General features: G+C 38.3%; 12 protein-coding genes. 10 read left to right on the forward strand and 2 right to left on the reverse strand.

The window, feature by feature from the left end; all coding sequences use genetic code 11:
* Together SPK86_RS05430 and SPK86_RS05435 are read left to right on the forward strand one after the other, a co-directional pair.
* Positions 1–217 (forward strand): hypothetical protein (locus SPK86_RS05430; RefSeq protein WP_330948815.1); only part of this gene is annotated, 217 nt, incomplete at its 5' end.
* Positions 218–287: 70 nt separating this feature from the next.
* Positions 288–827 (forward strand): DUF6944 family repetitive protein, encoded by a 540-nt coding sequence (locus SPK86_RS05435; protein WP_330948816.1) that lies wholly within the window; start codon positions 288–290, stop codon positions 825–827.
* Positions 828–918: 91 nt separating this feature from the next.
* Here the strand turns inward: SPK86_RS05435 and SPK86_RS05440 are convergent, their stop codons facing one another.
* Both SPK86_RS05440 and SPK86_RS05445 read right to left on the reverse strand, forming a co-directional pair.
* On the reverse strand, positions 919–2,598 hold the full coding sequence (locus SPK86_RS05440) for a glycoside hydrolase family 13 protein (protein ID WP_330948817.1): 1,680 nt from the start codon (positions 2,596–2,598) through the stop codon (positions 919–921).
* Between the two features lie 21 nt (positions 2,599–2,619).
* Entirely contained in the window at positions 2,620–4,389 is a 1,770-nt protein-coding gene (locus SPK86_RS05445) for a glycoside hydrolase family 13 protein (RefSeq protein WP_330948818.1), read from the reverse strand.
* A gap of 269 nt (positions 4,390–4,658) precedes the next feature.
* Here SPK86_RS05445 and SPK86_RS05450 point away from each other — a divergent pair, with 269 nt between their 5' ends.
* From SPK86_RS05450 to murQ, 8 genes are all read left to right on the forward strand, one after another.
* Complete coding sequence (locus SPK86_RS05450; protein WP_330948819.1) at positions 4,659–5,942, forward strand: sugar ABC transporter substrate-binding protein; 1,284 nt, start codon at positions 4,659–4,661, stop codon at positions 5,940–5,942.
* A 106-nt stretch (positions 5,943–6,048) separates the two neighbouring features.
* A complete protein-coding gene (locus tag SPK86_RS05455) occupies positions 6,049–7,347 on the forward strand; it encodes a sugar ABC transporter permease (RefSeq protein WP_330948820.1) in 1,299 nt (432 codons plus the stop codon).
* Between the two features lie 5 nt (positions 7,348–7,352).
* Positions 7,353–8,195 (forward strand): sugar ABC transporter permease, encoded by an 843-nt coding sequence (locus SPK86_RS05460; protein ID WP_284139288.1) that lies wholly within the window; start codon positions 7,353–7,355, stop codon positions 8,193–8,195.
* A gap of 62 nt (positions 8,196–8,257) precedes the next feature.
* Complete coding sequence (locus SPK86_RS05465) at positions 8,258–10,606, forward strand: glycoside hydrolase family 31 protein (protein ID WP_330948821.1); 2,349 nt, start codon at positions 8,258–8,260, stop codon at positions 10,604–10,606.
* A gap of 33 nt (positions 10,607–10,639) precedes the next feature.
* A complete protein-coding gene (locus SPK86_RS05470; protein ID WP_284139207.1) occupies positions 10,640–11,668 on the forward strand; it encodes a LacI family DNA-binding transcriptional regulator in 1,029 nt (342 codons plus the stop codon).
* Between the two features lie 50 nt (positions 11,669–11,718).
* Complete coding sequence (locus SPK86_RS05475) at positions 11,719–12,174, forward strand: flavodoxin domain-containing protein (protein ID WP_330948822.1); 456 nt, start codon at positions 11,719–11,721, stop codon at positions 12,172–12,174.
* A gap of 83 nt (positions 12,175–12,257) precedes the next feature.
* The gene (locus SPK86_RS05480) at positions 12,258–13,109 is read left to right on the forward strand and encodes a MurR/RpiR family transcriptional regulator (protein ID WP_284139209.1); all 852 of its coding nucleotides are present in this window, start codon (positions 12,258–12,260) and stop codon (positions 13,107–13,109) included.
* Positions 13,110–13,222: 113 nt separating this feature from the next.
* A complete protein-coding gene (gene murQ / locus SPK86_RS05485; protein ID WP_284139210.1) occupies positions 13,223–14,113 on the forward strand; it encodes an N-acetylmuramic acid 6-phosphate etherase in 891 nt (296 codons plus the stop codon).
* The last annotated feature ends 5 nt before the right edge of the window (positions 14,114–14,118 follow it).

Raw genomic sequence — 14,118 nt, forward strand, 5'->3', positions numbered from 1 at the left:
GATTTACCTTACCTTTTTGTTTTATACTTCTTTACACAAGATATTGTACGTCATCAAATTCGATCGAGAAGCAGCCCAACTCGATCGAGGAGCAGCCAAATTCGATCGAGAACCACCCCAACTCGATCGAGAAGCCTCCCAAACGATCAAGAACCACTCGAATTCGATCGAGAAGCCTCCCAAGATCAAGAATCCCTACTTCGCTGCCCGTTTTTAGCTTTTTCCTTAACCTTCTTTCGTATGCTCGAATATCATTTATATAAGAATGCTTTTAATCAGGTGGTATCATGGTCAATCGGGCTGTAAAAGAGGTGATTGGGTCCTGGATTCAGGCCACCGGTACGGTCATCGCTGCAATTGGGGTAACCCCATCTAAACTAATATCCAAGGAAATGGGATATGACCTTGACCTTTGGGGGAACGTGCTGCAAGCTTCGGGAAATGCCTTGCAAGCGAATGGAGAGCTTTCATTAAATAAAATTGCCAATGAAATTCAAGCGATTGGGAATATATCTGTTGTCACAGGGTTTTTAGCAAATGATGAATCCAAACTAAAGGATGTACTGATTATAAAAGGTGATTTACTTCAGGCGCTTGGTGGAGGCATTATATCTGTTGTTGATTTTGAACGCAGAGAATCAGAGGAACAAATTATTATTATTCTAGGGAATGTGTTGCAAACGATAGGAAATTCCATTCAAGCAATTGGTGCGAAGTATGAGCTGAAGGATGGTAAAGAAATGAAGCAAAAAGGGAAAACGTTCATTTTAGTTGGAAGCTGGATTCAAGCTACAGGATCTGTTATTGCAGCGATTGGACTATTTTAGCATTTTGAAAATAAAACACTGCTTGCAAAAAGAAATCGATCGTGTAGTCTTTTTTCGCACTATACGATCGATGTTTACTTTGTCCACCCACTTAACTAAGATGGTATACTATTGATTCATATGGCTGAAGTTCAACCATTTCCACTAAACTGCAATGGTCACTATCATTGCTTATAATGAGCGTGGCTTTTTTCTCCATCCACTGCTTCTTAGGAAGGGTTATCGATACATGCTCCTTACTAAAATTGCTAAGCACGAGTAAATACTCACCCTGCCATTCTCGAACATAGGCGAAAATCGCATCATGGTTTGGCAGGAGTAGCTGATACGATCCATGCGTCATGATTGGCATCTTTTTCCGCAGTTGAATGAGCTTGCGATAATAATGAAAGATGGAGTTCGGATCATTTCTTGCAGCTTGCACGTTAATTTCCTTATAATTAGGATTTACTTGAATCCAAGGATTTCCCCTCGTGAAGCCGGCATGCTGGCTTTTATCCCACTGCATTGGTGTACGGGCATTGTCCCTTGATTTTTGATGGATTGCCCTGAGAACCTCGTTTGGATCGCTGCCATTAGCAATTTTTTCATGATACATATTGATTGTTTCGATATCCTGATAATCATCAATTGATTCAAAGGATACGTTTGTCATACCGATTTCTTCCCCTTGGTATATATAAGGGGTTCCCTTCATGAAGTGGAGGGTAGTTGCTAGCATTTTAGCAGCTTTCTCCCGATATTCTGCGTCATTTCCAAATCGGGATACAATACGTGGTTGATCATGGTTATTCCAATACAGACTATTCCAGCCTTCGTCTGCGAGAGCTAGCTGCCATTTTGATAGAATTAGTTTTAATTCAACGAGTGACCATGCTTTCAAGTCCCATTTACCACCGGGGCCTGAGTCAATATCCATATGCTCAAAATGAAAAACCATGTCCAATTCCTTACGATGTTCTGCTGTATAAAGCTTTCCTTCCTCAGGTGTAACTCCAGGCATTTCTCCAACCGTCATGACATCGTACTTGGCTAAGACCTGTTCATGCATTTCTTGTAAATAGGGATGGACTTTTGGACCATTCATAAAATACGCATGACCAGAAGCGTACTTTTTGCCAGAAACAGCTTCTCCGTCTGGTAACGCTGGGTCCTTGGAAATGAAATTGATGACGTCCATCCGAAATCCATCAATGCCTTTATCGAGCCACCATCGCATCATATCATACAATTCCAGTCGAACGTTTTTGTTTTCCCAGTTTAAATCCGGTTGTTTTTTAGAAAATAAATGTAAATAATATTCATCTGTTTCTGCACTGTACTGCCAAGCAGAACCGCTAAAGGCTGCTTCCCAGTTATTCGGTTCTTTGCCATTTTTACCAGGACGCCAAATATAATAATCTCGGTAAGGATTTTCTTTATCTTTGCGCGCTTCGATGAACCAAGGGTGCTCATCAGAAGTGTGATTAATGACTAAATCCATAATTAACTTCATACCACGCTTATGAATCTCGGCAAGCATTTCCTCCCAGTCTTTTAACGTACCAAACTCGTGCATGATTGCTTTATAGTCACTAATATCATATCCATTATCATCATTTGGAGATTGATACACTGGTGATAGCCATATTACATCAATTCCAAGCTCTTTTAAATAATCAAGTCGAGAAATAATTCCGCGAATATCACCGATACCATCTCCATTTGAGTCTTGAAAGCTACGAGGGTATATTTGATAAACTACACTTTCCTTCCACCATTGGTTACTCATGTAAAACGTCCTTTCTCTCCATTATTGGTTCTGTTTCAACATTCGGAAGCCATATGCCGGCATTTGCAAGGTCGATTGCGCTGCTAACTCTAAAGACTGCTCAACAAAAGCATTGTCTTTAAAGTAGATTTCCTGAAAAAACCCACTGTAGGGTGTTTGGATGGTTTTAGCGTCGCTGCTGTTATTAATAAAAATAACAAACCTTTCCGATTGTGATTTTCGTTCATAGGCAATTACTTGTGAAGAATCATCTGTCAACGAGAAATGGAAGCTTCCAGCATTCGCCAAAACTGGCTGATCTTTTCGAAGTTGAATGAGTGCTTTTACAAATTGGAATAATGGTTGATTTTGCTTTGAGTTATCCCAAACCATACATGCACGGCAGCCAGGGTCCTGTCCGCCCGCCATACCGATTTCATCTCCATAATAAATGCATGGCGTGCCAACAAAAGTCATTTGAAATAAGTAAAGAAGCTTCACACGCTCTATATTTCCATTTGCTAGTGTGAGAACTCGAGGCGTGTCATGACTATCAAGTAAATTAAAGGCAACTTCATTAACATGGGCAGGATATTGATGTAACACGTCAGTAATGTTGTTTGCGAATTGGCTTGCCGAGATCTGCTCGGAGGCAAAAAAGTCGATCATATTGGTTGTGAATGGATAGTTCATCACCGCATCAAATTGATCACCAAGCAGCCATGGCATTGCATCATGCCATATTTCACCTAAAATATAGGCCTCTGGTTTGACTCGTTTTACCTCATCCCGAAATGCACGCCAAAAAGAGTGATCTACTTCATTTGCAACATCTAGCCGCCAACCATCTATATCAAACTCCTCGATCCAATACCTCGCCACCTTTAGCAAGTATTGCTTTACTTGCTCATTAGCTGTGTTTAGCTTTGGCATTGTTGCTTCAAAGGCAAACGTATCGTAGTTTGGTTTTGGTTTTGTCCCTACTGGGAAATTCCATAGATGAAACCAGTCCTGATAATCGGATGCTTGTTGGTTCTTTAATACGTCCTGAAAAGGCTCAAAATAAAAGCCGCTATGATTAAATACTGCATCAAGCATCACTTTTATGCCGCGCTGATGGCATTCCTCTACAAGCGTTCGAAATGTTTCTTTATCTCCAAACTGCGGATCAATCTCAAAGTAGTCAATCGTATCATATTTATGATTGGATTTCGCTTTAAATATAGGAGTGAAATAAAGGCCAGTAATCCCCAAATCCACTAAGTAATCCAAATGATCGATAACCCCTTGAAAGTCTCCACCAAAAAAATTAGTAGGTGTAGGTTCTACTTTTCCCCATGGTAAGGTTCCGGCTGGATCGTTGGAAGAATCCCCGTTGGCAAAGCGTTCAGGAAAAATTTGATACCAAACGGTGTTTTTAACCCAAGTTGGAGCTGCAAACAGATCAGCCTTATTCATATAAGGAAAGCAAAAATAAAAGGCCGTATCAGTTGGAGCCGTTGGAAACCAGCCACGTTCTGTGTAATAAAGTGTTTCTGTTTGATCACTACATCGGAAGCCATAGCGCATCCTTCTAAATTCTGGCTGTACCGCAACAAACCAATAATCGTATAAATCTGTCGAACCAGATTTTTTCATAGCAATGGTTTCATATAACCATTTTCCTTCATTCCATATGTATGGATCACCGTACACCAATGCTACAGCATCGACATCATTTCGTTTTGTTCTTAAAAAGATATGTAAGGTTGTTTCATTATAGGCATATGCCCAATTTTCCTTTGGACGATGGTAGATTGCTTCTTTAATCATAGCTCTCTCTCCTTTAGACAATCGTTTGCGCTATTAAACTAAATAAATACAATATAAGGAAGTCGATAGTACTGTTTGTCTTTTTTAGTATAGCAGTAATCTAAAGAAAATGTAAGCGTTAACGATGTTGTTATAACAATATAATTAATTTAAATTATTTGCTTGAAAAAATTAATAAACGATGTATAATAACTATTAAGTGGATTGTGCAAACGTTTTCGCAAAATGTGCGCATTCATGTAAAGAAAAAATTAGGGGAGGTTATTTAATTGAAGAAGTGGTTTAGTTTTTTCTTAGTATTTATACTTGCGATTGGATTATTAACTGCATGTGGTCCTGATGAGGCAGAGGAATCGAATGGTTCTGATGATAAGGCGAATGAGGAAAAAGCTGGGGATATGCCAGAAAAACCTGAAAAGCTTCTTTTATGGGTGAATGCAGAAGAAAAGCAAGAAGAAGCTGTTAAACAGATTACAGAAAAGTACACAGAAGAAACAGGAATTAAGGTGGATCTTGTTCCGGTCGATATGCTTGATCAAGTAGAAAAGCTAGATGTTGAAGGTCCAGCAGGAAACGGTCCAGATATTATTTTTCAACCACATGATCGAATTGGAGACCTTGTATTGCGTGGCTTAGTGGAGCCGGTTGATTTCGGAGATTCTGAAAGCGAATACACAGATACTGCACTTGATGCGGTCACATATGATGGCGATTATTGGGGCTTCCCGGCTGTAATTGAAACATATGCAATGTATTACAATAAAGCATTAGTGAAAGAAGAGCCAACAACTATGGAAGCGATTATGGAAATCGCAGAAAAAGATACAGATGCTAGTCAAGACAAATATGGATTTTTAATGGAAGCTGCAAATTTCTATTTTGTGTATCCATTCTTCTCCGGTAACGGTGCTTATGTATTTGCAAATAATGATGGAACATATGATATTTCAGATATTGGTCTTAATAATGAAGGGGCTATAAAAGGTGGAAACTTAGTTCAATCATGGTTTAACAATGGCTATATTCCACAAGATTTAACACCAGATATTATGAATGGACTATTTAAAGAAGGAAAAGTATCCACTGTATTGAATGGACCTTGGATGGTACGTGAATATAAGGATGCGCTCGGTGATGATTTAGGAACTGTCCCACTTCCAATTCTAGATAATGGTGAGCATGCCAAATCATTTGTTGGGGTTAAGTCATACATGCTATCCTACTACTCTGAAAATAAAGAGTGGGCACAGGATCTAATGAAATTTATTACAAATAAAGAAAATGCGATGACATACTATGATGTTGCAGGTGAAATGCCTCCTCGTAATGATGCATTGGAGAATCCAGTGATTTCAGAGGATCCAATATTTGCAGCATTTGCAGAGCAAACAACGTATGGTGAACCGATGCCAAGTGTGCCAGCAATGCAACAGGTATGGGATCCGATCAATGATGCGCTTAGCTTTATTTCAAAGGGCGAGCCTGTAAAAGAGGTTTTAGCAGAAGCGGTGCAAACAATTCACGATCAAATTGAAGCGTCTGGAGCCAAGTAATAGAGAATATATTTGTAATTGTATGGGGGCGAACGCCCTCATACCTCTTATTTTAGCTAGAGAAGCATTCACCAATTTTCAATTGCACGCTTAGGAGGAAACGCGCATGGATAACGATAAAGTGAATAGGAAGGGCGGTATGAGTAGACCTCGAAATCTTGCAACCTTGCTATCTATTATTTTCCCAGGGCTTGGCCAGTTATACAATCGTCGAATATTAAAAGCATTTCTATTCTTTGTTATTGCGATATCATTTTTAGTCGCGACTTGGGATTACATTGACATAGGGATATGGGGGCTATTTACTTTAGGGACGATCCCTAGAGAACACCATTCAATTCAACTTTTGTTACAAGGATTAATCGCTTTAATTGTCCTCGTCTTTGGTGTATCTATCTACATCTTTAATATTATGGACGCGCGAAAGGAAGCTATCTCTCGTGAAAATGGCGTACCAAAGCAGACGCTGTTAAAAGGGGTTACAAGTTTCTATGATCGCGGCTTCCCGTATTTTATGATTTTACCAGGACTTGTCATGCTAATTTTTATTGTCGTACTGCCTTTATTATTTATGCTAACCCTCGCTTTTACTGATTATAATCAGTATAATGCACCACCTCGAAATCTATTGAATTGGGTAGGATTCGATAATTTTACCGCGCTTATGAATGTAGGAATATGGAAAAATACATTTTTAAATGTTTTTACTTGGACGATCGTTTGGACTGTTGTTGCAACGACACTACAAATCACGCTTGGTTTATTCCTTGCAATATTAGTGAATGACAAACGGGTAAAATTCAAACGAACAATTCGAACCATTCTTATTTTGCCTTGGGCCGTACCAGCATTTGTTTCCATACTAATCTTTTCTGCATTATTTAATCCTACCTTTGGAGCGATTAATCGGGATTTGTTGAGTCAAATTAATGTCATGATTCCCTGGCTATCTGATCCATTTTGGGCTAAGACTGCATTAATAATGATTCAAACATGGCTTGGATTTCCGTTTGTTTTTGCCTTGTTTACAGGTGTGCTCCAAAGTGTTCCAGCAGATATGTATGAAGCTGCAGATGTAGATGGTGGATCCAGATGGCAAAAATTTCGACACATTACGTTTCCGCATCTTTTATACGCAACAGCCCCGCTTCTAATAATGCAGTATGCTGGTAATTTTAATAACTTTAATATCATCTACTTATTTAATGAGGGAGATCCAGCAGTACGCGGACAAAATGCAGGAGGCACAGATATTTTAATTTCATGGGTTTATAAGCTGACATTTGAAACAAACAATTACAACATGGCAGCGGCAGTTACGATCATTATGGGATTACTCATATCTGTATTTGCATTTTTTCAATTCCGAAAAACAGCAGCCTTTAAAGAGGAGGGACGTTACTAATGGCAATGAATCGAAAAACCAAATCAAAAATTGAAGTGACGTTCATCTATTTGTTTTTTATCGTGATGTTTATCATTATCGGTTATCCGCTTTTTTGGGCGATTATGATGAGTTTAAATCCAGGGACAAATATGCTAGTTACGGATTTGTTTCCGGAGAATCCAACTTTAGAGCATTATAAATGGTTATTTACGAATCCGCGAAGCGACTATTTAATTTGGTATAAAAATAGCTTGTTTGTCGCAGTTCTAAATGCATTTGGTTCGGTTGTTATTACTTCTTTAATTGCGTATGCGTTTTCTCGTTATAAGTTTATTGGTAGAAAATATGGACTATACATGTTTTTACTGCTGCAAATGTTCCCTGCATTAATGGGGATGGTAGCACTTTATATTTTGTTAAATACAATCGGATTAACCGATTCATTATGGGGATTATTAATCATTTATTTAGGTGGACAAATACCGTTTAATGCGTGGCTTGTGAAAGGTTATTTTGATACGATTCCGAAAGAATTAGATGAAGCGGCAAAGATAGATGGAGCTGGCCATTTACGTATTTTTTGGACGATTATGCTTCCGTTAGCAAAGCCAATACTCGCAGTTGTCGCGCTCTTTAATTTTATGGCGCCATTTATGGACTTTTTGCTACCAAGAATTGTATTAACAAGTCCAGAAAACTTCACCTTAGCATTAGGACTGTTTAATTTTATAAATGATCAATTCTCTACGAATTTCACACGTTTTGCGGCTGGAGCAATCTTGATAGCTGTGCCAATCGCATTAGTGTTTTTACTTTTGCAGCGTTATTTAATTTCTGGGTTAACCTCTGGAGCTACAAAAGGATGAGTCATTAAAGAAATTGAAGGTACATGATGATACAACAGAATATTTTGCAGGAGGTACACATCATGCTTGAGGATACTAGCTTTGCAATTCACCCTGAAAAAGAGAATGGAACAAGGAATCAAGCTTTTTCAGATATTGGAAAGCTTCTAACGGTTGGAAAGAAAGCAGATTATCATTTATTTCATTGTGAGGGTGGAGAAGTAGCAATTCGTTTTTATCGTGATGATATCGTAAGAATTGTCATGAATCCTCTCTCGGCCCCCCGCATGGAAGTGTCAAAAGCAGTGATTGCACAACCGCAAAAGGTGGCTGTAAAGGAAACGGAAGATGTGAAGGAATATAAGCTGGAAACAAATCGATTACGTCTTCATATTCAAAAAGCGCCTTTTCGCATTTTAATAACTGACCAAAATGGAAGTCATCTAGTTGCAGAAGCAGCGCTTGGAATGGGCTCGAAAGCAAACGGGGAAGTAATCGCATATAAAGCATTACAAGAAAAGGACCATTTCTATGGATTTGGTGAGAAGACGGGTCACCTTGATAAACGAGGTGAGAAATATGAAATGTGGAATTCAGACGTTTATGCACCACATAATCCTGAAACCGATCCGTTATATGAGTCGATCCCTTATTTTATGACGCTGCGCGAAGGAAGTGCACATGGGATCTTTTTTGATAATACGTATCGAACTTTTTTTGATATGGGTTCCCATGAGTCGTATTATTCGTTTAAAGCAGAGGGTGGACAGCTGGATTACTATGTGTTTGCAGGACCAGAGCCTAAGACGGTACTAGAACAGTACACCTATCTTACTGGAAGAATGCCGCTTCCTCCCAAATGGGCACTTGGCTATCATCAGTCACGCTATAGCTATGAAACGGAAGAAGAGGTTCGTGAGCTAGCAGACCAATTTATCGCTCGGGATATTCCGCTTGATGTTATCCATTTGGACATCCATTACATGAATGGGTATCGCGTATTTACCTTTGATCAGGATCGGTTTCCAAATCCGGAAAAGCTAATCACTGATTTGCGTGAGATGGGAATTCGAGTCGTTCCAATTGTTGACCCAGGAGTGAAGAAGGACGCAGAATATCCGATTTATCAAGAAGGCGTGAATCAGGATCTGTTCTGTAAATATATTGAAGGAGATATTTACTTTGGTGAGGTGTGGCCTGGTGTAAGTGCCTTTCCTGACTTTACCGATGAGAAAGCACGTAAATGGTGGGGAGAAAAGCATGCTTTTTACACGAAGATGGGCATCGAAGGTATTTGGAATGATATGAATGAGCCGGCTGTCTTTAATGAAACAAAGACAATGGATGTAAATGTCATGCACCGTAACGATGGGGATCCAACAACACACCGCGAACTGCACAATGTATATGGCTTTTTAATGGGACAGGCAACATATGAAGGATTAAAAGAACAGTTAGAAGGTAAACGCCCATTCTTGCTTACGCGAGCAGGCTACGCTGGTGTGCAACGCTATGCAGCAGTGTGGACTGGTGATAATCGAAGCTTTTGGGAGCATTTGCAAATGGCATTGCCGATGATTATGAACCTTGGAATATCGGGCGTTCCATTTGCTGGTCCTGATGTAGGTGGATTTGCACATGATACAAATGCAGAGCTGCTTACACGCTGGACACAGGTTGGGGCGTTTACACCTTACTTCCGCAACCATTCTGCAATCGGCTTCCGTTATCAAGAGCCGTGGCAATTTGGAGAAAAATATGAAGCGATTATTAAAAAGTATATTCGCATGCGGTATGAATGGATGCCACAGCTTTATTCATTGTTTTATGAGGCGAGTAAAACTGGACTCCCTGTAATGCGCCCATTACTTATGGAGTTTCCACGCGATGAGAAAACGTATAATATTAATGATCAGTTTATGCTTGGAGATAATGTAATGATTGCGCCAATTATGATGCCGTCCGTTACAGATCGCGCGGTATATTTCCCAGCTGGGATGTGGATCGATGTGGAAACAGGTGCAACCTATGAAGGAAACAAAACACATCTTATCCATGCAGCACTTGATAAGTTACCAATTTTTGTGAAACGTGGCTCAGCTATTATGCAAACGGTGTGGGAATCAAATAAAGAAAAAGCATATAAGATATTAATGTTACATGTGTTTGCTGGAGAAGATGGTGATAGCTATCAATTTACGTATTATGATGATGATGGCGAAACATTTGCTTTTGAAAATGGAGACTATTTACAGCTAAATATAGACATTCGTTCTACAGCTGAGCGTATTACTTTATCAGTAGAAAAAAGTGGCGCATATATACCACCATACCATGAAATAAATCTAATGTTAGTAGGGCGAAAAGAAGGACAGCATGTTATAATAAATGGGGAAAAATGCAAAGGTAATCCTGTGATAACACTTGTATAATGATAACTTAATTGAAGGGTAGGGGGTGGATGTATGGTAACCATTAAAGATGTAGCAAAGGCCAGTGGAGTATCCCCCTCTACGGTTTCGAGAGTAATTGCGGATAATTCTAGAATAAGCTTAGAAACAAAAAAGAAAGTACGAAAGGTAATGAAGGAATTAGGATATCATCCGAATATTAACGCGCGTAACTTGGTTGTGAAATCAACGAAAGCGATTGGCGTAATAATGCCTTCATCTACAAATAAAGCGTTACAAAATCCGTTTTTTCCAGAAATATTACGGGGAATTGGCTCAGTTATCCATGAAATGCAATATTCGCTGTCATTATCTACTGGTGAAACGGAAGAAGAGATTTTTGAAGAAGTACAACGAATGGTTTACGGAAGCTACGTGGATGGGTTAATCCTACTTTATTCTCGTGTCGATGATCGGTTAATGAAATTTCTGCATCAGCAAGACTTTCCTTTTGTTATTGTCGGGAAGCCTTATGAGCATGAACAAGAAATTACCCACGTCGATAATGATAATTTTCGGGCAGGAAAAGAAATAACGAATTATTTAATTGAGCAAGGCCATCAAAAAATTGCGTTTATCGGTGGTTCCACTGATTTATTTGTAACAATGGATCGGGAAGCAGGCTATGAAGCTGCATTAAAGCAGGCAGGTCTTGTTAGCTCACAAGAATATAAAATTCATACGGAATTTTTGGAATCAGGAGGACGTGAAGCAGTAGGGAATTTGTTCTCGCTTCGTGATCGACCAACAGCTATTGTTGTGAGTGACGATTTAATTAGTCTTGGTGTGCTCAGTATGCTAAAGGAATTCAAATGCTCTGTTCCGGACGATATTTCACTCGTTAGCTTTAACAATGTATATCTCTCGGAAATCACAAGTCCGTCTTTAACTACCGTTGATGTTAATATTTATGATTTGGGAGCGTACTCCGCTAAAGCATTAATTGAAAAGACGTTGAATAAAGGAGAACCTGCAAAGCGAATCATTATCCCACATCAAATTATTTATCGTGATTCCGTAAAAAAAATCAATAAAGTGTTATAGAAAAGCTAAGCCTGGTGGTTTAGCTTTTTTTGGCGCCTAAAAGGAGGGGTATGATGCGTAAATTCCTTATTCTATATACAAGTACTACAGGAAGTACGGAACAAATGGCAGAAGTGATGGAAGCCCATTTAAAAGCGAATAATCGTGAAGTAGAAATGCAGATGATTGATTTTTATCGACTACGTAAAGAATCGTTTACAACATATGATGCAGTTTTAATTGGAACATATACATGGAATAATGGGGAAACCCCTTATGAGATGGAGGATTTTCTAGACGAATTAGATAGATGCGATTTAAGTGGTCCTGTGTTTGCAGTTTTTGGTTCAGCCGATTCATTTTATGATACTTATGGTGTTGCAATTGATTTAGTTTATGACTTTTTACAGAACAAAAAGTGTAACTTAATGCCACAAACGTTGAAGGTTAACTTACAACCAAAGGAAGCTGATATTGCGAGCTGTAAAGATTTTGTGAATCAAGTTTTGGAAGTAATTCAACAATAAATAGAATCATATTATATATTTTCGTTCTTACATGATAAAATAAATGAACGTATCATCAAAAAAGGATAAGAGGATGTTATAAAATGGCAGAAGGTATATTGTCAAGAATAAAAGAAAGAATGACAATCTTTTCTAAAACGGAGAAAAAAATTGCAGCATATATATTGATGCATGCAGAGCTTATTCCAAATATAACTACAAAGGAATTAGCAAATAAAGCAAATGTTAGTGAAGCGAGTGTTATTCGTTTTGCAAAAGCAATCGGAATCGGTAGCTTTAAATCATTTAAAATTGCATTAGCGCAGGAACTAGTAACGAATGAAGAATATATTACTGACTTTTCCATTATTCAAAAAAAGGATTCTCCGTACGAATTATTTCAAAAAGTAGTCCACGTAAATAGAGGAGCAATTGATTTACTTTCCAGTTCTTTAGAAAAAAAAGAATTAGAGCGTGCAGTTCATGTATTAAAAAAAGCGCGCAAAATTATTTTTTTTGGTGTAGGCGGTTCATCCATTGCCGCAATGGATGCTATATATAAATTTACTAAGCTTGGATTTAGTGCGGAGTTTAGTCAAGACTTTCACTATATGCTTTCGCTTATTCCTTATTTGACCGATCAAGATGTTTTTGTAGCAATCAGTATGTCGGGGGAAACAAAGGATGTGCTTGATCTTGCACAGTTCGCACAAAAAAAAGGAGCAACATTAATAGCAATAACCAATATAAACAAATCTAGCCTTTATAAAAAAGCAAATATTAGACTTGCAACCCCTATTGTTGAAAAAGATTTTAGAGTTGGGAGCATCACTTCTAGGATGACACAATTGACCGTTATCGATAGCTTATATATTAGTTTGTTTAATAGCATTGGAAAAGGCGTTATTGAACAATATCAAGAAGCTAGAGAAGAAATGGTGAAACTAAGGAGGTAAAAATTTTAACATAAATGAAATTTTATTTCATAAAATACACATATAATATTGACTTTTAATTTCAAATTCTTGTAGAATGAAAATAGATAGAAAGGAAAGGAGGAGCGGTTCATATGTTAGAAAAGCTCGGAACAGAAAAGAGAAATAACGCTACTACTCATTTAGATGAAATGTCTGTATATGAGATTTTAGTTGCAATGAATGAAGAAGATGCAAAGGTTTCCAACGTTGTAAAAACGCAGCTATCACATATTGAAAAAGCAGTTCATGCTGTTATCCAATCCTTTAACAAGGGTGGTAGATTAATCTATGTAGGCGCGGGAACTAGTGGAAGATTAGGTGTTCTTGATGCCGTAGAATGTGTTCCTACATTCGGTTCCCCATCTGAGATGGTTCAAGGTTTAATTGCGGGTGGAATGAAAGCGTTTACTGTTGCGGTTGAAGGTGCAGAAGATGATGAGGAACTGGGAGTAACGGATTTAAAAGATATCCATCTTTCTGAAAATGACACTGTTATTGGAATTGCTGCTAGTGGGAGAACGCCCTATGTTATAGGTGCTTTAAAATATGCAAACGAGAAAAATTCTAACACCATCAGCATATCTTGTAATAAGGAGGCGAAAATGAGTGAGTTTGCAACGGTTTCAATTGAACTAGAAACAGGACCAGAAGTATTAACAGGTTCTACTAGATTAAAAGCTGGGACCGCACAAAAAATGGTGTTAAATATGATCTCCACCGCTTCGATGATTGGAATAGGAAAAGTATATCAAAATTTAATGGTTGATCTTAAACCTACCAATCAAAAACTAGAGGAAAGATCTAAACGAATCATTATGGATGCAACTGATGTCGATTACGAGACAGCAAATGCGTACTATGAAAAATCCAATCATCACGTTAAAACAGCAATTGTTATGATTCTACTACAATGTTCCAATGTGGAAGCACAGCGAAAAATCAAACAAGCGAATGGTTTTGTTCGTAAGGCGTTATCCAAATAAGGAGG

The sequence above is a fragment of the Virgibacillus sp. MG-45 genome (assembly GCF_036409425.1).
GTDB lineage: Bacteria > Bacillota > Bacilli > Bacillales > Amphibacillaceae > LDC-1.